The sequence below is a fragment of the Shewanella sp. 10N.286.52.E4 genome (assembly GCF_041468785.1).
Taxonomy (GTDB): domain Bacteria; phylum Pseudomonadota; class Gammaproteobacteria; order Enterobacterales; family Shewanellaceae; genus Shewanella; species Shewanella electrodiphila.
In genome coordinates, this window is sequence record NZ_JBFRJJ010000028.1 from 22,757 (window position 1) to 44,132 (window position 21,376).

At 39.5% G+C, this 21,376-nt stretch carries 14 protein-coding genes; 6 read left to right on the forward strand and 8 right to left on the reverse strand.

From position 1 onward, the window contains the following. Positions 1–82 precede the first annotated feature (82 nt). From AB4153_RS16210 to AB4153_RS16235, 6 genes are all read right to left on the reverse strand, one after another. Positions 83–1,810 carry a M1 family metallopeptidase gene (locus AB4153_RS16210; protein WP_371998190.1) on the reverse strand — a complete coding sequence of 576 codons (1,728 nt, stop codon included), beginning with the start codon at positions 1,808–1,810 and terminating at the stop codon, positions 83–85. A 223-nt stretch (positions 1,811–2,033) separates the two neighbouring features. Next, positions 2,034–3,005, reverse strand: coding sequence for a PstS family phosphate ABC transporter substrate-binding protein (locus AB4153_RS16215; protein ID WP_102529075.1), 972 nt, complete (start codon positions 3,003–3,005; stop codon positions 2,034–2,036). 256 nt (positions 3,006–3,261) lie between these two features. Next, positions 3,262–4,206 (reverse strand): hypothetical protein, encoded by a 945-nt coding sequence (locus AB4153_RS16220; protein ID WP_229369199.1) that lies wholly within the window; start codon positions 4,204–4,206, stop codon positions 3,262–3,264. Between the two features lie 352 nt (positions 4,207–4,558). Beyond that, entirely contained in the window at positions 4,559–5,851 is a 1,293-nt protein-coding gene (gene phoR, locus AB4153_RS16225) for a phosphate regulon sensor histidine kinase PhoR (RefSeq protein WP_371998141.1), read from the reverse strand. A 219-nt stretch (positions 5,852–6,070) separates the two neighbouring features. Then, entirely contained in the window at positions 6,071–6,760 is a 690-nt protein-coding gene (gene phoB / locus AB4153_RS16230; RefSeq protein WP_102529072.1) for a phosphate regulon transcriptional regulator PhoB, read from the reverse strand. 234 nt (positions 6,761–6,994) lie between these two features. Continuing rightward, positions 6,995–7,954: a porin gene (locus AB4153_RS16235; RefSeq protein WP_371998142.1), complete on the reverse strand. Its 960-nt coding sequence runs from the start codon at positions 7,952–7,954 to the stop codon at positions 6,995–6,997. Positions 7,955–8,299: 345 nt separating this feature from the next. Between AB4153_RS16235 and rdgC the strand changes: the two genes are divergently transcribed. Then, positions 8,300–9,211, forward strand: a complete 912-nt coding sequence (gene rdgC / locus AB4153_RS16240) for a recombination-associated protein RdgC (RefSeq protein ID WP_102529070.1) — start codon at positions 8,300–8,302, stop codon at positions 9,209–9,211. Between the two features lie 87 nt (positions 9,212–9,298). Here rdgC and AB4153_RS16245 read toward each other — a convergent pair whose 3' ends face one another. Next, positions 9,299–11,104 carry a M61 family metallopeptidase gene (locus AB4153_RS16245; protein ID WP_371998143.1) on the reverse strand — a complete coding sequence of 602 codons (1,806 nt, stop codon included), beginning with the start codon at positions 11,102–11,104 and terminating at the stop codon, positions 9,299–9,301. Positions 11,105–11,289: 185 nt separating this feature from the next. On the opposite strand from AB4153_RS16245, the gene AB4153_RS16250 reads away from it, so the two are divergent. From AB4153_RS16250 to AB4153_RS16270, 5 genes are all read left to right on the forward strand, one after another. Then, the gene (locus AB4153_RS16250; protein WP_371998144.1) at positions 11,290–13,449 is read left to right on the forward strand and encodes a hypothetical protein; all 2,160 of its coding nucleotides are present in this window, start codon (positions 11,290–11,292) and stop codon (positions 13,447–13,449) included. Positions 13,450–13,617: 168 nt separating this feature from the next. After that, positions 13,618–15,174 carry a GGDEF domain-containing protein gene (locus AB4153_RS16255; RefSeq protein WP_102529067.1) on the forward strand — a complete coding sequence of 519 codons (1,557 nt, stop codon included), beginning with the start codon at positions 13,618–13,620 and terminating at the stop codon, positions 15,172–15,174. Positions 15,175–15,209: 35 nt separating this feature from the next. Continuing rightward, entirely contained in the window at positions 15,210–16,574 is a 1,365-nt protein-coding gene (gene ppnN / locus AB4153_RS16260) for a nucleotide 5'-monophosphate nucleosidase PpnN (RefSeq protein ID WP_371998145.1), read from the forward strand. A gap of 175 nt (positions 16,575–16,749) precedes the next feature. Continuing rightward, a complete protein-coding gene (gene xni, locus AB4153_RS16265) occupies positions 16,750–17,526 on the forward strand; it encodes a flap endonuclease Xni (protein ID WP_102529065.1) in 777 nt (258 codons plus the stop codon). A 3-nt stretch (positions 17,527–17,529) separates the two neighbouring features. Continuing rightward, the gene (locus AB4153_RS16270; RefSeq protein ID WP_371998146.1) at positions 17,530–17,994 is read left to right on the forward strand and encodes a DUF3192 domain-containing protein; all 465 of its coding nucleotides are present in this window, start codon (positions 17,530–17,532) and stop codon (positions 17,992–17,994) included. Positions 17,995–18,154: 160 nt separating this feature from the next. On the opposite strand, the gene AB4153_RS16275 is transcribed toward AB4153_RS16270, so the two are convergent. Next, positions 18,155–20,911, reverse strand: coding sequence for a prolyl oligopeptidase family serine peptidase (locus tag AB4153_RS16275; protein ID WP_371998147.1), 2,757 nt, complete (start codon positions 20,909–20,911; stop codon positions 18,155–18,157). Positions 20,912–21,376: the final 465 nt, after the last annotated feature.

The following is a 21,376-nucleotide window of genomic DNA, read 5'->3' on the forward strand; positions in this document are numbered from 1 at the left end:
TGGGTTGCCATTTTTTTTGCCTCAAGGTTTTCGATTAAAAATCTAAAAAAACCAATAAAGTACATATAATCAGTAATGATACTTATGTGTTTTTAAACATCGCATCTAACTGCACTTGCAATGAAGGGTGGTAACCCTCTCTCGCTTTCTGATATATCTCTATGGCTTGGGTTTGATAACCTGCAATGAGCATTTCGCTATAAAGCGGCTTTACAAATTTAGCTCGGCCAATATGGGCTAAAAACAACCCAACTTTGGGCATTACAATTTCATAGTGGTTTCTGATAGCGACTCTAAACCAATCACAAGCAAGTTCTGCATTTTGACTATCTGTAAAACTAAATGTCATATCCAGATCTTTTAATTGCACTTGAGTTAACTGAAAAGGTAACTGAGTGATAAAAAATTGCCAATGATGCACTCGCCAAGCTTCAACTTGCAATTTGGCTGCATTGACCCCTTCAGTGAACTGCTTTAACGCTAACTTCACCTTATCCAAACTGGTAGATGTAGGCGCTATAAACCATTCAGGTAAACCCTCACCATAAACCCAGGTCATCAATTCCGATTCGGAAATCACATCCACATGATCCACCAGCAAGGTTTGTTTGGCATAGTCGATAAAGGTTTCTGTGGTAATGGCTTCGAATTTAAAATGCTGAACATACTGATAAAGAAATTTATCAAAAGCCTCTCGTCCTAATCGTGCCTCTAACTCATGTACAAACATCGACGCTTTATCATAGGTGAAACGATTGAAAGCATCGTTGGCATCCTGATGTTGAACATTGGCAGGTAGTGTTTGTGACGTCATTGGCAATGACTGCATTTCTTCTTGTAAGCGGCCATACTCAATAACCCACTCCAAGTCAGCTTGTTCTTTGCCGTAAATGTTCTCCACTAAGCGATTAGTAAAATAAGTCGTAAAGCCTTCGTTAAGCCATAAATCTCGCCAGGTCGCATTACTCACCAAGTTGCCTGTCCAAGAATGCGCTAACTCGTGCGCCACTGTAGACACTAAACTTTTATCACCCGCGATCAATGTGGGTGTGATAAAGGCCAATCTTGGATTTTCCATCCCGCCAAATGGAAAGCTTGGCGGCAGTACTATCATGTCGTAACGCCCCCATGGATACGGACCGAGTAATGACTCGGCAGCTACAATCATTGATTCGGTGTCTTCAAATTCTATAAGGGCTTTTTCGAGCATGGCAGGCTCTGTGTAAATTGCGCAGCGCTCGCTTACCTCACCATAGGCGAGATCGCCCACAGCTAATGCTAATAAATGCGTCGGTATCGGCTTTTCCATCTCAAAAGTGAATAAGCCATCTGCTGGCATTTCGGCAGAGTTAGCCGCGCTCATCACAGCTCTTAAGCCGTTATTAACTTGAATTGAAGCGCTAAAAGTAATTCTAGCCTTAGGGCTATCTTGCAGCGGGATCCAACTACGTGCATTGACTGGCTGTGATTGGCTGAATAAATAAGGAGACTGTTTTCCTAGGGTTTGTACTGGCGTTAGCCACTGTAACCCCTGTGCATCCTTTGAAGTGCAATAATGAAGCACGACTTGTGTTATTTCACCGCCCACTTCAATGACAATTCTCTCACCTTGCAGTGCACTAACATGTTGCTGAGTGAATTCAAGTTGATTCCCATGAATATCTGATACTTCATCAATACTAATATCCCGTCCATCGAGTACCAATTGTGTCGAATCCGAAAGGCGTTTAAATAACAATTTGACTGAGCCTTGAAGCTGCTGCTTGTCAAAATCCACATTTAACGCCAACACCATATGATGCACTTTCATGTCATCTGTATTAGCAACCGAGTGGTAATCATTATTAAAATCAAATTGTTCAGCCACATCACATCCTTATCTATATTATTCTGCAGCTATGTTAACTCAATACCATCAATTCATCGAGGTTATCAGTGCTTCACATTAAATAAGGGAGGTTATGATTCGATTAATTTCAGACACAAAAAAGCCTCATGAATGAGGCTTTTTTGTGTCGAGGTAAATTAAGCTATTACAGCTTGATACCCGCTTTTTCTAGGTCTTTAGCAACAACACTACGTGGTAGTGGTACATAACCGTCTTTTTCTACGATTTGTTGACCTTGTTTAGATAACACGTAACGGATGAACTCGCGATCCATTGGTGATAAATCTTTGTTAGGGTGCTTGTTGATGTAAACGTATAGGTAACGTGATAATGGGTAAGTACCACTTGCAGCGTTAGCAGCAGTTGCATCAATGTATTTAGTGCCTTTCTTAGAAATAGCTACAGCTTTAACACCAGCAGTCTTATAACCAATACCAGAATAACCGATAGCGTTAAGACCTTGAGAAACTGATTGAACTACAGATGCAGAACCTGGTTGCTCATTTACGTTTGCTTTGAAGTCACCTTTACACAGTGCTTTCTTTTTGAAGTAACCGTATGTACCAGACACTGAGTTACGACCGTATAATTGGATATCTTTCTTAGACCAGTTACCATCAAGACCAACATCACCCCAACGATTTACATCATTTCCGCCACATTTTTTAGTAGAAGAAAAGATTGAGTCGATTTGGTCAATGCTTAACCCTTCAATTGGGTTATCTTTATGTACAAATACTGCGAGTGCATCAATTGCAACACGAATAGCAGTTGGTTTGTAGCCGTAATGCTTTTCAAAAGCTTCAACTTCGTTAGGCTTCATTTGACGACTCATTGGGCCGAATTGTGAAGTACCTTCAGTCAAAGCTGGTGGCGCAGTAGAAGAACCTGCAGCTTGAATTTGGATATTTACGTTAGGGTAAATGTGTTTGAAGTCTTCAGCCCATAACGTCATCATGTTTGCTAACGTGTCTGAACCAACTGATGACAAGTTACCTGAAACACCACTTGTCTTTTCATATACAGGTAATGTTTTATCAATTGCTGCCATCGATGTTGCTGAAAAAACACCAGCTGCTGCAAAGGCGATAGTGCCAACTAGCTGTTTAAGTTTCATTGTAATGCTCCGGTATTATAAGCGTTGTTATTTAAGACACGCTCAGTATCAATTGCTTCGATGACAAGTCTATGACTAATATATGACAGTTATATGACAATCAACATTTGAAACATTTACGCCACAATCTTTCCAGAATACTTAACCAACTAAAAAGCCTCACAAAAACAATAAATTAAACCGTAAAAAATAACTAAGGCAATAAAAACGCATACATTACCAATAACTTAATTATGACAAAAACTGTTCAATTCGATTAAAAACGACGCCCAACACCAATAATCAAATGCTGCCAATTTAAAAAACCGTATTCTGTATATAGGTTCCATTCGTTCCTTGGACCAAAATCATAATTAATACTCACGGACATATTCTTGGTCTCTTTCTTAGCAAGATCAATATCAAATTTGACCTCTTCCATCAGCGGGGCTAAATCAGTGCCTACAAAAGAATAGTCTCCAGTCACATTCTGATTCACACTTTGATGGCTAAATCCTAAAAACCAAGCAAGCTTATCACTGCCGATATCATATCGCTGACCGACTCTTATCGAGGCAAGCTTGGTTTTAATCACGCTATCCGTTGTATCAGTATTCGCATTCACTATGGCACCCACTGCCATGACTATTACCGGGGTATCGCCGATAATAGGATCTATCTGCCCAGCTAGCACAGTTCCAATACCGTAATTTTTAGCGGTATACTCAATTGGGATAGGCAATACAATGCCATTACACGCATCATCACAAGGTAAGCCTTCAACATTATCCAGCTTTGCTCTAATGTCTTTACGCCCTTCGGTGTAGCCCAGTAACGCATAAACATTCCAAAAAGGTAATATCCAAGCATCAATTTTTAACTGCACACTTCTGTCGCTTCCTGTAATACTGACATCTTCAGCAGGCACTACATAATCATTAGGCCCACGAAAACCTAACAGGCCTCCATCCACTTGAACTTGAAAATCATTATCAGCAACATAATCTGCATCGATATTGTTATAAAACAAGCTCACACCAATTGGCAAAGGTAAGTCATGCCCTCTCTTAGTTGCTTCATCTGCCAATAAAGGTAAACCGCTCCAATGGGCTGGTTTAGTTAGCTGGTTAACAGCAGCCTGCACATCAGGCTCTGCCGCATGACTTGAGAGGCTGTAAGTGAGGAAAAAGCACAGGGGTAAACTTAATAGGCTTTTAGTCATGGAACATCTTGTCTTTGATATGTTATTTAAGTCGTTAATCATAGTTCTGAAATTGTATTTAGGGGAAAGTACACAAGATTTAATTCAATGAATTAGTGCCTGATAAGCATTAGAACTCAAAGAAAAGTGTTAAATTAAACAATATGAGCTCTGATACATATTGTAAAACACATGCAGAAATTGAATACACTCATTCTGGTCATCAAAGTTAAAGCTTGTTAACTCCATCACAGCATTAAGGGGTTGAAAGGCGGGTATATTTCATTATAAAAAATGCCTGTCTATGTTGAAATAAACAGGCACTTAACAATACGAATATTAAATACAAAGGTAAATTAAACGATAACTAACTTCACTTTACCACCAAGTGAATAGGGATAATAAAGCTAAAACAACTCCCCTTATCAGGTTCACTGGTAATAGTTAGTTCACTGTAGTGATGATTCAACGCATGTTTTACAATAGCTAAGCCTAATCCGCTACCACCGGTTTTACTCGAGCGAGCATTATCAACCCGATAAAAGCGCTCTGTTAATCGATTAATATGTTGCGGCGCAATACCTAAACCTGTATCGGTCACACTGAATCTTGCGCCAGTAGGTACCAATTCCCATCTAACGCTTATCTTACCGCCAGGCTCTGTGTATCGAATAGCATTAGAGATTAAGTTTGTGCAAGCACTGCGTAATTGCACTTCGTTTCCGTGACAATCTAGATTATCTTCGGCAAAAAAAGTTAACTCATACTGATCTAATGCTAATGCAGACGCTTCGTCTTTTAATATATCGAGCATGGCTGTCATATTAATTGTTTGCTCTAAATCGATATCAGCACCATCTTCAATGCGCGATAAAGCTAAAAGCTGCTCGACCATTGATTGCATTCGCCTTGTTTGCTGCTGCATTAGATTTAAAGGCTTGTGATTCATGCTGTCAGGCTCTTCCATACTTTGCATGATTTCTAAATAGCCCTGTATTACTGTGAGCGGCGTTTTGAGCTCATGGGATACATTGGCAACAAACTCTTTACGCATCCCTTCTAACTGATTGATTCGAGTAATGTCACGGGCAATGAGAAGCAGTTGGCGATCACCATAGCTCATTAAGCGAACTTCTAATAAACGCTGGTCAGATATCGGTGAAGCTAACTCTAATGGCTCTTTAAACTCACCCTTTTTAAGGTACTCAGAAAAGTCAGGGTGCCTGATAAGATTATCTATTCGTTGGCCATTATCTTGAGGCCATACAAAGCCTAATATTAGTTGTGCAAGCTTATTACACCATAAGATATTATGTTCAGAGTCTAATACAACTGCAGCATCGGGCAGTGCTTCTGCGCCTTGCCTGAAACGACTCAGTAATGAAGCCAACTGGCCTACTCTGCGGCGATTTTTACCCTGCAAACGATAGATACCATTAAAGATACCTTCCCAAGAACCAGTGCCTTGAGGCGGGGTTAATTTACGGTCTTTCCATAACCAAAAATTAAGTCGGCTAATTTGACGGTAATGCCATCCTAATAAGGCAACACAACCTATGATAATAGCGAGGGTGATTTGATCAATGATGATGCCAACAAGGGCAAAAGCGAACAGTATTCCAACGAGGCGTAATAGCAATCTGGAACCTGAATAAGATCGAAACATAGGCAGCCTAAAAAATTAATGTAAATAAACCTTTAGCAGGTTATTACCTAATTATTGGTAGGAAATAATGGCTCACAAGATAGCTTAAAATGATATCACTGACTATAGCCTTTTGTTAAAAAAATGCCGAATAATTGTGAATTTAAAGCAACACCCATCGTGGGTCTAAATTCAAACGCATATTACTCGGCGGTTTTCTTAGCGCGGCGATGTCTGTGATTACATTCTCGTCGAGAAGCGGTATCCAGCACCACGTACAGTCTGAATCAACTTATCATGGCCTGAGTCTTCAACCGCTTTGCGTAAGCGACGAATATGCACATCAACGGTTCTATCTTCTACATACACGTTAGTACCCCAAACGTTATCTAGTAACTGTTCGCGACTATAGACTCGCTCAGGGTGAGTCATAAAAAAGTGTAATAATCTAAATTCTGTCGGCCCCATATCAAGCACTGACTCGCCCACTGAGACACGATGGCTGACAGGGTCAAGTAACAAACCCTGAACATCAATAGTCTCTTCTAGACGCGTAGGTGCACTACGACGTAAGACAGCTTTAATACGAGCAACAAGTTCTTTAGGAGAAAAAGGTTTGGTAATGTAATCATCAGCCCCGACTTCTAAACCCTTCACCTTATCTTCTTCTTCACCACGTGCTGTGAGCATGATAATAGGGATTTGGCGAGTAAACTCATCTTGCTTTAAACGCTTAGCTAATTGTATACCGCTTCCACCTGGAAACATCCAATCCAATAGGATTAAATCCGGGTAAGGCTCCTGCAGTAGATCGATGGCAGAATCGAAATCTTCGGCCGCCGATGTGGTAAAACCGTGTTGTTCCATAACAAAGGTCAGCATCTCACGGATGGCTGATTCATCTTCTACAATTAAAATCTTCGCTGTCATAATATTTTCTGTGATTAATTTGCCGCATGAGTATTATTGGTCAGTTTTATTACAGAAATATGATCTCAGTGCCAATAACGGCTACAAAATCATATTATTGTCATAAATCTATCATTCTTTACATTAATAGCTTAATGATTCTTGCTTAAAACGCTTAACTCATCAAAAAATAAAGGAGACTCACGCCTCCTTCAATTATTCGCTATCTAAGTTAACCTTTGATGAAACGATTAATTAGAACTTGTGTTCGATACCCACAGCGAAGTAACTTTCGTCGATTGAGATATCCATATCATTACCATCTAAATCTTCAACTGTACCCATTGAAGTACGGTCAGTGTAGAAAGCAAATAATTTAGTTGGCTTACCTAATGCGTAATCAGCACCAATAGACCATGAATCACCTTTGTCTTCCATGTCTTGGTATTGTGCTTTTAACGTCACTTGTTGAATTTTGTATGCTGCACTTAGTAAGTAACCATCGATGCTGTTTCCACTATCAACTGCTTCTTCTTGCTGGTACATACCACCTAGTACAAAACCAGCAATTTTACCTTGAACAGTACCACGAACGATGTCGTAGCCTGCTACTTCAGAATCATAAGCAAGAGCTGCGTAAACAGGGCTTTTCTTAAGGCCTGAGTCACCGTACATAGCTGCGATGCTGAAACCATCTTTTTCTTCTTGCTTGCTATCGCCTTCTGCTGCGTAAGTTACACCAACTTGGAAGTCACCAAACTTTGGCGTTAAGTAAGTTGCTGTTTGTGCTAAACGGTTCTCACCTTTAAAAAGACTTTTTAAGTCACCTGAGTAGTCGTTAAATAAGTCTACTTTACCTTGTGACTTCTTAAGCATTGTGTCGTTACGACCCACAGCAAAAGAACCAAAGTTGCCTTTTAAACCAACGAACTGGTTACGAGCAGTGAAGTTATCAGAGCTTGAGTTACCAGTATCAACTTGGTACTCGATTGTGTAAAACGCTTCTAAAGAGTCGCTTAATTCAAATCCGCCTTTAACACCGAAACGAGACGCATTACTTTGAATTTCTGTAACTGAACCATCACCTTCATCGTTAGATTGAACAGTAACATTTAACTTACCATATACTTCAAGTGGTTCTGCAGCGTGAGCAGTTGAAAGCGTAGCAGTAGCAATAGCTGAAGCAACTAGAGTTTTATAAAAAGCGTTCATCATTTCATCCTTTAGACATTATTTGTTGGTGTTTCACACCTAATTTTTGCTGCTATTTGGTTGGAACTAACAGGTTACTGTTAACCAATAGCTTGGGAACGAGGCGAATTCTGCACGCCTTTTGTTGCAGAAATATTTCAATCCGTGAATTTTATTTAGCTCTCGCTAAATTAACTACCAAAAAGAACAAATAAGATGTTGATAATAAATGTAATTAACCTAAAAAGCACAAATATGACAGTTTAATGAATTCTGTTTTAGCGACAATCAACACTGATGAACCTGATGGTTTACCCCAGCCCCGTGATACCGTAAACTGCATTTTTAATTTTTGATGAGCGCCTTTTTATGTGGTTTAAAAATCTCACCCTTTATCGTTTCAATAAGCCTTTCACTACCGATACCGAGGCACTCGAAACAGCGTTAGAAGACTTCACCTTCTCACCATGCTCAAGCCAAGATATTAGTAAGTTTGGTTTTTCAAATGCGTTAGGAAAAAAAGGCCAAGCCTTAGTTCATACTGCAGAAAACCGTCATTTGATTTGTGTGACTAAAGAAGAAAAGATTCTGCCTGGTCAAGTCATCAAAGAAGCCATCGATGAAAAAGTGGCGATGATTGAAGATCAAGAAAGTCGCAAAGTGACCAAGAAAGAAAAAGATGCGATGAAAGAAGAGATAACCATGACGCTACTGCCACGAGCATTTTCTCGCCGTAGTCAAACTCATGCGCTTATCATGCCTGAACTTGAAATGATCTTAGTCGACAGCTCTAGTGCAGCAAAAGCAGAAGAATTATTAGCATTATTACGTAAAGCATTAGGCAGTTTGCCAGTGGTGCCTTTGCACTTTACTACACCGATTGAAACCACGCTGACTGAGTGGCTTAGAAATGGCGCTTCTCCGCAGCCATTTGAAATGCAAGATGAAGCTGAGCTTAAGTCTGATTCTGATGAAGGTGGCATTGTACGCTTTAAGCAACAAGTACTTCAGGAAGATGAGGTTCTTGCTCACTTAGCGACAGGTAAACAAGTTCATAAATTAGCACTTCACTTTGGCCAATCAATCGCTTTTTTAATGCAATCAGATGCAAGCGTGAAACGCTTAAAATTCTCTGAAGAATTTAGAGCTGCAACTGATGATGTTGGCACTGAAGATCCATTAGCGAAACTCGATGCTGATTTTGCGTTAATGGGCGGCGAGCTTGTTGCCTTTATTAACTCGCTTAAACAAGCACTTGGTCCAATCGAAGAAAATATTTAATCGATTTAATTAAAAAGCCCCAATAACTTTCGGTTATCGGGGCTTTTTATTACCACTTAACAAATGCTTATAAACTAAGTTAGAAAATTAGTTAATAAACTTTCCTGCTTCATCAAATGGCCAATCAATCCCAAGCCACGCTTTTAAGAAGGCCTTTTGTTTAGCACTTGGCGTTTCAACACCTTGGATCGTTAAGTCACCTTTAGGCTGCTTTGCTAACGTGAGTGGCACTTTAATGAGTTGGTCGTTTTTAAACAATGACACTGTAATTTTGTCACCAGGTGTAAAATCCTCTAGGCGTTTTTTAAATCCTGCCGCTGTCACTTTAAGACCGTTAATAGCAACAATTTCATCACCAGCTGCTATGCCAGCAGTCCAAGCTGGGCTGTTACGACTGACATGGGCTAGTGTTAAGTCTTTATGACCCCCGCTTAACCTTAAACCGCTATAAATTGTCGACTCATCTTTCTTCCCATAAGTTATCACTAAGCCCGCTTGCGCTAGCAGTGAATCAAAATCTAAGCTAAAAGGTGAGGTAATATGCTGCTGCCACCAAGATTGATAATCTTTTCCTGATAAGCTTTTTAAAATCCCTTTTACATCATCAACGTTATAGCCTTTCGGTAACTTAAAATCACGATATAACTGACGATGAACATCGCGATAAGAATGTGCTAACTCAGTATCTTTTAATAAATTAAAATCTAATGATAAAGAGGCCAAATAACCTTCTGAGTAGATATTCACCCCGTGGTTTATCGCGTAATCCCCACCTGTATTGGTCCACTCATTTAAACTGGCTTCTGAAACAGATTGAATTTCACGACCTGGTTTATGCATATTGTTATTCACCCGTTTTGCTAAGTCAGCAAAAAATTCTTTCGGGGTAATCACATCAGCACGAAGCAACAATTGATTTTGGAAATAACTGGTAGACCCTTCAGCCATCCAAAGTAACTGCGTCATACTGGCTTGTTGATAATCGTAAGGAACCAAACCCTGTGGACGGTATGCTTTAACATTCCAAGTGTGAATGAACTCATGTGATGCTGTACTGATAAAACGAAGGTAATCTTTGCGCTCTCTGAAATTAAAGCGTGGCAGCTGAATAATGGTAGAATTTAAATGCTCTGTAGCACCGCGTGCACCGCTCGTAGCATGTACCATATAAACATAACGCTCAAATGGATAGTCATCCCAAATGACACTTGCTGTACTACTGATTTTTGTTAAATCTTTGACCACTTGTTCAGCGTCGTAATTACCCTCTCCCCAAAATACTAGCTCATAATCTCTGCCATCGGCTTCAAAGGCATAGTGAGTATTAATTCCAGTTTCAATCGGTGAATCGATTAATACATCATAGTTATCCGCAACAAATGAATGCGATTTCCGTCCTTGTTCCATACCCGAATGGCTCTGCCAGCCCTTAGGTACCTTCATTGAAACCTTGACTTCATCGCCCCTAAATTCAGGACTATACATAAACACGCCACTGGCGTCTAAATAAGCATGGGAGTTGTCAATATGGCGCACACGAGTGCCTAAATCATTAGCATAAAGTTGGTAAGATACGTTAACTTCAGTGGGTTGCGTCAGATTAATCTGCCATTCGCCTGTAGCACTTCTTTGCCAGGTTAACGGTTTTCCTTTGCTGTCTGTCGCTTCAAAGAGTCGTATTCCATCAGCTAGTGGCAGTACCGCATACTTGCCTGTACGCCATACAGGTAAATTGACCGTTAATATCTCTGCTGAAGATTTAGGAAAGCTCACTTGTACTTTTGCTAAGTGGTGTTGTGGTTGAGTTAAATCGATTTGGTAATTTACTTCAGCTAAGCTATTAGCCGAAAAAAATACTCCTGCAGTAAAAATAGCCAGTTTTGAGACTTTCACTCTACATTCCTTCTGTTATTATTCTTGTTATAATTTTTGTTTATTGTAGTTATTTGTTTTCAACATCATACAAATTCTTTGAAAAAAGTTTACCTCAATGGAAATGATAATATAACAAGCGGCATTATTCGCCCACCGACTTCCAACAAAAGCTTACAAAATAATAATAAGGCCGTTAATCATTCATGCAAAAAATCATTCTAAGCAGTTACGTTCTATTGCTATCAATAATCGCCTTTCCTGCTCATGCAGACCGTTATCAGCAGCGAGAAATTGAATTTAATGAAACGCCCAATGTATTGTTTGAGCAATTATCAACTCGTACTCAATTCCCTCTGTCATTTAATGACCGCGCTGAATTTGAGGCCATTGCGGACTCTTTAAAATATCATCCGGATGAATTACATGCTGATTTAGAGATTTTGGCGCGACTTTTTCTAGAAACAGCGCTGAAAGCTGAGGACAAAATTAATAAAGCCCGATTACTGACACAACAACTTGAAACTCTTGCTGAAACGCCAATGCATGAAGCAATTATTTTACTACTCGAGGGGAGAATTAGAGGCCTTGAAGATCAACAGTACAAACAGTCCATCATTTTATTCAAAGAAGCCCTTAATAAAATAAGCAATATCAACGATAACCAAAGTTTAAATTTGCAATTTATACTGCATCAAAATTTAAGCTCCTTACACACTTTAGTGAAACAAGACACGCAAGCTTTATATCATTACAAACGCTACCGAGAAATTGCTTATCGACTGCGTAATGATTACTTCATTGCTCAATCTGAAACAGCAATAGGCATTTATTACACTGGGCGTAATCAATTAGCTAAAGCACTGCAGCATCATAGTGAAGCCTATAGAATTTCGAATCGTTTAAGCTACCCAGTCATTCAAGCGCAAACGCAGTTTCAGTTATCTCGTGCTTACCGCGACTTAGGTCAATGGGATGAAGCCCTCAAGAATGCCAATGAAGCCGCAATCAGTTATCAAAAACTGGGGCGAGATGCATCTCAATCTAAAACGATGACTGTCATTGCGATGATCTATGCAAATCAAGAACAGTGGAATAAAGCCATTGACTATTACCTTAATGCACAGCAATTAGATGAAAAGCATAATCGAAGAATAAGCCAAGGGCTTAATTTCCATAATATTGGCGAAGCGTATCTTCATTTAAGTAATTACCCGTCTGCTATGAATTACTTACAAATGGCTAATGATATATTTAAAGAAAAAGGCATCATGCATTATCTTGTTTATAATGAGTTGCTATTTGCCCAAGCATTGTCAGAGCAGTCATTATGGAAAGAAACAATAACTCATGGGGTTGCCGCATTAATCATAGCCGATTCAAAGCAATTACCTGATGCACAAAAGGAAGCTCTTGAATATTTAGCCAAAGCATACAGAGAAGAACGTAATTACCCAGCGGCATTAGATATGATGGAAAGATTAGTCCAAATGCAACAAAGCATCGAAGAAAAGCCTGTTGAAGAAACACTTACATCAAACTTAACTGAAGAAAAATTAAAGTTTGAAATCAATATCTTTCAACATAAATTGGGGAAATATATTGAAAGCAGCAAAGATCAGCAAATGGCTATTATCATCCTACTTGCGACGATTTTCATATTATCTTTTGTATGGCTTTATAGCTTAAAACGCCTCAATAGTGTGAAACAACAAAAAGCTTTACTGGCTAAACAAGTATTACAAGAGCCTCAAACACAGCTTAAGGGTTATCAGGGATTACTTTGCTGTATGTCTAATGATGAATCCCCTAAAACCATTGCCTTGGTGAGTATTAGCTTACTAAGTGAGTTAGACATTGAATTTGGATTAACAGAATCGAATGCCATCACTGAGAACTTAATCAGGCAATTTGAAGAACAATTAAACAGTAAAGTATACCTAATGAAACCTGGCGAGCTTGCTTTTTGCTTTAAAGAAGTATTAACCCCAGAACAAACCTTGGCTCAAATCTCCGATGCTTTGTCTCATCAAGCATTAGCAATTAATGACAATGTCCCTCACTTCTCGGCGCTAAACAGGCTTGAGCTTGAGTGTGTACTTGGCCATATAAACTTGCCGCTTTTGGCGAATCCTGACATAAGGCTCACTACAGAATTACAGTTTGAAACAGTGCAGTACGCTTTAGCTGCAGCAAAAAGTATTAATGTAGGCCATACTTACGTCAGTATTAGAACCCTAAACTTTGCTCCAGCAGCCATTTTCTTCAAGCCATTATATTTAAATTTAACTCATGCGCTGCAAAGGGGCATTATTCGGGCCGAAAGTAATCGAGCCATTTCCGATATCAAATGGCCTAAAAATTAATCACTAAAGCCCGATTGGCTAAGCTTTCATTCATATTGGCCGATATAGGTGTATAGTTAATTGATAGCATTATTAAATATACTTTTTTTAAAGTATAATTATGGACTATTCAATCGGCTAGATTATTGATGTTATTAGTTATTTGTTTATCTTAGGAAACCTATAAGCATGAAAGATTCTTCAACTGCAGTCTCACAAGTTTCATTATTAAAACAGAAGCTTAATTCGGCTAAGTTGGCGCTCGAAGAAATCCATGAAGATCGTAATGAAAAATTACGTACTTTAATTCAATTCTTAGGGCATTTGAGTCTAGCCTGCAAAGGACAAAATCTTGAGCTCGATAACCGTTTAGCCAAATTGCGTCACCACCTTCAAGGTTACGATCAAATCGATGAAGCGCTACCTGAATTAGTAGAAATTGAACGGTTATTAAAAGGCCAATACAACCATACTATGACGCGCCTTGAAGAAAGTCGCACTAGCCTTTCTCGGGTCATCAGTCAGATACAAAGAGTTGATTCTGCGCCTGATGAAATCAAAAAAGAAATCAATTACTTTAAAAAAGATCTTAATAAGCCCATCCATACCATATGGGAATACATTCCAAAAGTAGAGCAAGTGATTAGCTTCTACGAGCATATTTTACAAAAAGAGTTTGCTGGCACTGATGACCATGTCATTTTGCCGCAACACCTCATTTTAGCGAAAGAGCTTGCCCATAAAATTTCAGAAATAGAATTTAGAAAAGAACAGCGTGATCAAATCTTAGTGATGAAAGAAGTCTTGATGGGTGACATCAAACTGAATACATTACTTGAGTCGTATCAAACTATTCTAAGCTTATTACTCAATAATATCGCACGTGAGAAAACGGCATCACAAGACTTTTTATATGCACTCAATGATGCGATTAGTGTTGTACGTGATGTAGTCACAAATACGGCCAATAACAATGACCGTTCACAGCAAATTAAGACTCAACTTAATAAAGAAATTAACTTACGAGTGGATAATGCTGACGGCATTCTAATTGAGTCTGATGATTTAATGGCATTAAAGACAGCGCTTACCGTGCAGCTTTCATCATTAAAAGATGCCTTAAGTCGTAAGGAAGCATTAGAAAGTCGTGAACAAGCACTATTGCGTAAATCCATTGAGTCAATGCGCAAAGAACTCACCAGCATCACTAAAGAAGCTAATAGTTATAAAGAAAAGCTGTTTGAACACCAAAAACTGAATTTACTTGATCCACTGACACAACTGCCAAATCGTGCAGCGCTTGAAGACAGAATGGAGCAAGAATTTAGAAATCATAAACGTTTTGATACGCCGCTATGGGTTGCAGTAACAGACATTGACTATTTTAAATCTGTTAATGATAACTTTGGCCATAGCACCGGTGATAAAACCTTGCAAGTGATTGCTATGGCATTAAAAAACTCTTTACGAGAAAGTGAATTTGTTGCCCGTTATGGCGGTGAAGAGTTTGTTTTATTGCTTCCAGAAATCAATCAAGACAATATTGGTTTATTATTAAACCGTGTACGGGAAAAAATTAAGAACATCCCATTTAAATTTAAGAATCAGCGTATTACCGTCACATTATCCATTGGTGCAGCGCAAGTTATGAACAACGAGCGTATTGAGGAAACCTTCGAGCGTGCCGATGCTGCCCTATACAAAGCCAAAAATAATGGCAGAGATAGAGTCGTGATTGATATCTAATATCATCGGCAACTCATCTCTAAGAGGAGTTGCATATGATTGTAAAAATTAGCCCTAGAGGCAGTTTAGATCAACTGTCTCAAATGGAAGTTAATCGTTTAAAGCAAAGCGCTAAAAGTGAACTTTACCAACTGCTAAGAAACTGCTCCCTTGCTGTCCTCGCCTCCGGTTTGCAAAGTGATAACTCAGAAACCCTATTTGACACTTACGCCAATTTTGATATCAATGTACTACAGCGTGAGCGGGGCCTATTAATTGAATTAATCAACCCTCCAGAGCAGGCCTTTGTCGACGGAGAAATTATTGCGGGCATTCAAGAGCATCTATTTGCAGTCTTACGAGACATTGTCTATATCGACAATAAATATGATAATTTAAAGCATATCAACCTGACCAATGCCAGCCACATCACCAATGTGGTGTTCGATATTCTGCGTAATGCCAGAGTCATTTCTCCGATGAAAGATCCCAATGTGGTTGTTTGTTGGGGCGGTCATAGTATTAACCCCATTGAATATCAATACACCCGTGAAGTCGGCTACGAGTTGGGATTAAGAGGCTTAGATATCTGTACCGGTTGTGGCCCTGGCGCGATGGAAGGCCCGATGAAAGGCGCTGCGATTGGACACGCAAAACAGCGAGTCAGTAATGCACGTTATATCGGCTTAACAGAACCCAGTATTATAGCCGCTGAGCCTCCAAATCAAATCGTCAATGAATTAGTCATATTGCCTGATATCGAAAAACGTTTAGAAGCCTTTGTTCGCTTAGGGCACGGTATCGTTATCTTTCCTGGCGGCGCCGGGACAGCTGAGGAATTACTGTATATTCTGGGGATTTTACTCAATCAGGCAAACCAAGATTTACCCTTCCCGCTCATTCTAACTGGTCCCAAAGAGAGCGCTGACTATTTCATAGAAATTGATGCCTTTATTGGCGCAACGCTAGGTCAAGAAGCACAGGACAAGTATCAAATCGTTATTGATGATCCCGTCGCTGTCGGCCGCATAATGAAACAAGGTATGCTGAAGGTAAAAGAGATGCGTAAAAGTTTAGGCGATGCCTATCAATTTCAGTGGTCATTAAAAATAGAGCCTGAATTTCAACTACCTTTTGAGCCTACTCATGATGTGATGGGGAACTTGCATTTATACTTTCAACCAAACAAAGCAGAGCTTGCCGCAACACTTAGGCGCGCATTTTCAGGTATTGTGGCTGGTAATGTAAAAAGCGATACCATCAAATTAATCGACGAGTTTGGCCCGTTTGAAATCCGTGGTGATAAACAACTAATGACGATGATGGATAAACTGCTAAACGCTTTTGTTAAGCAACAAAGAATGAAGCTACCAGGTAGCGCTTATGTCCCTTGCTATCAAATTGTGACCCCTGATGACTAGAAGCCATTTTGGCCAAGTAAAATGCAGGGTGTTGTTTAATATCACGTTAAATAGCTATATGATTAGTCATCACAATTTGCGTCACATGAAATAGACTTTCTCTGTGATATTAATAATAAAATATTCCCTGCAACGACTCACCTGAGTCGTGCCACCAGCAACGAAAAGATAAAACATGAATAAACTATTGATCATTGATGGTCTCAATCTTGTTAGACGTATTCATGCTGTATTACCAGATGAAAATGATATTGCCAGTGTCAAAGAGCGCACAATATCTGCGTCAAAAAAGCTCCTAAACCACCATAAACCCACTCATGCGATTGTAGTGTGGGACGGCGATGAAGAATCCTGGCGAAAGCGCTTATACCCAGATTATAAAAAAGGCCGCAAGCCCATGCCTGCAGCGTTAAAATCTGGATTAGCTGATATTAAAGTTGCTTTAGCAGAAGCCAACATACATTCACATGATGCTGCCTCAGAAGCTGATGATGTCATTGCAACCTTAGCCACAAAAATCGCCGAAAATAATGGCAAAGCAATCATAGTGTCGACGGACAAAGGTTTTGGTCAAATTAGCCAATCGAATATCGATATCTGGGACCACTTCAAACAACAGTATTTTGAGATAAAAGAATACGAAAAGAAGTTAGCCGTTCAGCAAAATCAAATATTAGACTTTATCGCTCTAGCAGGTGACTCTGGCAATAAAGTGCCAGGGATTGCTGGCATTGGCCCCAAATCAGCTGCAGACTTATTAAATAAATTTCGTAGCCTCGCCAACTTATATAAATCAATCGATAACCTTGGGGCAAAGCAAGCTCAAAAATTATTAGATGGCAAAGATATGGCACGGGTAAGTTATAAACTGGCCCAGCTACAATGCCATATGCCACTTAATATCAATCTGAAACAATTTAGAGTCCCAGCCCAAAACGAAAGGAATGCTTAAGCAATGAAACCTTCCCTCTCCATGCTTATTGCATCAATGTTTATCGCTTATGTCGTATTCGCAATCACCGTTGTCATCATTTATGAGCCTCGTCCTGAAGATCGAAGCTGGCAAGAAAGACAAGAGTTTAACCATAGGATGCTGAGCGAAATAACCATTGGGCAAAGTATTCAAAGCATTCGTCAACAAATGGGCCGCGCTGACTTTACCGAAGCCAAAGCTACCGATAGCGCAAACTTTCAAATTATGTTTTATCGAACGCACCACGTAAAATCTGATGGCAAAACCACCAAAGATGAGTGTACACCTTTGTTGTTTAAAGATGAGCAGCTGATTGCATGGGGGCAAGAAACTTACGACCAGTTCTTGCAGATCCCAATTTTAAATAACATTGTAGAGCCTGTGACCACTTCTACAGCTGTGTTACCAGCTGTAGAAGTGGAAGCCACAAGCGATACCCAGAAGTAACGCTAAAAGGCTCATTGCCTAATCACTGAATTGATTTTGCTAAACCTGTTGTATTATTCAATGAACCCAGCGTCATGCAAACATAAAAAATGCCACTTAATGTGGCATTTTTATTGGACTTAACTGAGTCAGTTTAGCTCGATTAAATGAATATAGGTAGCTACTTATATTCTTTATAAGCTTCGCCTTTTTCCAACCACGCTGGCGCAGCAGCACCTTTTAGGTAATGGTCAAAATACTGCTTCATTCTAATCGTGTAATCCAATTTATTTGGGTACTTTTTCAAGTGATGTGGTTCGTCTTCATATTGTAAGAACACCACATCTTTTCCCGTACGGCGCATCGCCAGATATAACTCAACACCTTGTTCCCAAGGCACCGCATCATCTTTATCACCAAACATAATCATCATCGGAGTTTGAATACGTTCAGCATAAAACACTGGTGAGTTTTCTATATATTTCTGTGGTGATTGAAACAAGCTTTCAGCAATACGGCTTTGGCCTGTTTCGTATTGGAACTGACGCGCTAAACCTGAAGCATGACGAATGCCACTATATGCACTGGTCATGTTCGATACGGGCGCGCCTGTTACTGCAGCTTTAAATATATTTGTCTGGGTCACCGCAAAAGCAGTTTGATAGCCGCCCCACGAATGCCCTTGAATCCCCACAGCGTCAGGATCGGCGATACCCATATCGATAAGCTTTTGGACGCCAGAAGTTAACCCTTTAACTGCTGATGCCCCAGGATAACCTACTTCAAAACGGATATCAGGTAAGAAAATAGCGTAGCCATTGTCAGCATACCAAGCAAAGTTAGGACGATGGTTTATCGCCATATGCGGGAATGAATGTAAACGGTCGCTCATAAAGCGGTAAAAATACACCATGACAGGGTATTGCTTACCTTCTTGATAATGAGTGGGTTTAATCAATACGCCATCAGTTTTACGACCATCAGCATCGCTCCACTGAACCAACTCAGCACTTGCCCAATCAAAGCCATCACGTTGCTTGTCTAAATCAGTTTGTTTTACAGCATCATTTGGTGAGTTCACGCTAGCGGTATAAAGATCTGGAAACAAATCATAACGCTCTTTCGAATACACGATAGTGTCTGCATTTTTACTGCGCGCTAAGATTTTCAGTTTAGCGTTACTATCAACTAATTCGCTCAAACTAGAAACGCCAACTGTAGCACTATAAAGACTGTCGGCTTTAGTGGTTTCGTTATAACCATGAATCAGCAATGATTGATCTTGTGTGACAACCGCTGGCACATCGCCGTCTTCGTATTGCCCTTCTATACGCAGTTGCGTTTTAGTCTTACGCCCTTCCCCTTTTGACAACATAAAGCCGTCAAAAGATGACGAGTTGAACTGCCAAATGTCATATTTGTCATAGGCAATAATGCCTGAGCCATCCGCTAACCAAGAACCGAAACCATAGCTCGGTGCATTACCTGGATAATCATGATCTTCATTGGCAAAACTAACACTAATATCTTTTGAGATGGTGTGTCTTCTCACGCCTGCAATATCGTACATAAATAGCTGGCCTTGTTGATAATAAGCAACAAAGCGTGCATTTGGCGATAATGTTGGCATTTCATTAGATGGATGCTGAGTCAGTAACTGCAACTTTCTACCAGTATTTAAATCAACCAGATAAACGTCTTGGTAAAAACCCGCCCAAGTGATCATTTTCTGATATGGCACATCTGAGGTCGCCAGTAGATAACGTTGCTGCTCTCCATATTGCACATCTGGAATCGCTTCATCAGCAAGTTGAACGATGCGATTTGCTTTTACATGCAGTACAGATAAATAAGTGCGTTGTTGCTCTTTTGAATATTGCTTAACTTCATGAGGCTTTATCTTTGGGTCATCGCCATGCCATACTTTCAAATTACGAAGACCTGTAACCACACTGGTATCATATAAGTCAGCTTCAGACTCGATCTCTGCTAACGAAACCACTTTATCAACCTGAGGTACGCGGCCAATAAAGAGTCGTAAACTGTCTTCAGAGAAAAACACTTTAGAATATTGGTTTAATGTCCAGTCATCATCCAGTGGCGTTTCTTTCAATTTAAATGTGGTTAAGTTTAATAGTGAAAGCTGATATTCACGCTCATCACGTTCGACTTTAGCGTCACCTTGAGTGAAAGCGAGCCATTGACCATCATCAGATAAACTTAGCTCTCCAACCTGGCTATCAATGTTTTTAAACACTTGCTTAAGGGTATTATTGGTTAAGTTAACTTTTTTAATGAGGTGTTGATTTGTTTTGATATCATTAATAGCAACAACAAAGTTTTTACCGACGCGATCAAAACTAAATTGAGTCACATTATCAAAGTCGTGGCTTGAGTTGTCAGCTAATTGAATCAGTTTTATTGCACTGCCAATGTCTTTTTCATTGATACTAGGTGCGTCTTTATCTTCATCATCCTCGGCTTCTTCAACTTCAAACCAAATCGCTAAAAAGAGCCCATCCTGGCTAAACTCTGCATGTTTCACTTTCTCGAAGTTTTGTTGTTCAGCCGTTTCGGTGTTGAATAATGCAAGCCCTGAATGCAGTTCCGATTTTTTTAATGTCTTCTTTTCTAATAACGTCGGATTAAGCGTCGCAATGGCAAAACTGCCTTGGCTGTTAAGCTTAACATCTGAGCCGCCAGCAATAACAAACTGCTTCTTAGATTCAACAATATTGATCAGTGCCCGGCTATCACCTCTATCAGGCATTGCTTCAACAGCGATGGTCTTTCCATTATCAGAAATCACTGGCTGCTTAAGCGTTTCAAAATGCATAATGTCATTTAGCGATAATGAAGTGGGTTGTTCAGCCGCAGCAAGCGACATTGACGCTGTGAGTAACGTCAAGGGAATAAGTTTATGTAACTTCAAAGTCATCCTCGTTATATTTATTATTTTAAAACGGCTAAGTCTTGAAGACTCATCCTAACGCTTAAGCATAAGAAACGACATATTTTACATGAGTGGAAATAGATCGTTTACCATCAATGTATAATTCTGTTCTCTTTTTAGCAAAAACAATAATTAAGTTTATTTTTTAAACTGTTAGACCAAAGTCGTCTGTTCAAAAAATCTAATCTCAATAAGCTATCTTGGTAAATTAACCGAACCAATTAACGAATCAGCAACAATCACGGTCTAAATATGACGCATATTGAAGCTTTAATTTAAGCTGTTGTGAATATCTTAAAGCAATCAGCTGAGGATTAACTTAAAAAACTTAAAAAATATGTGATTTATCTCACTAAATCCTGTAAAAAAATTTCAAAATTCGTTAAAATGCGCCGCAACAGAACCGTTAGTTAATCGTCCCGTAACAGTGTTATTAACACTGACAGGAAA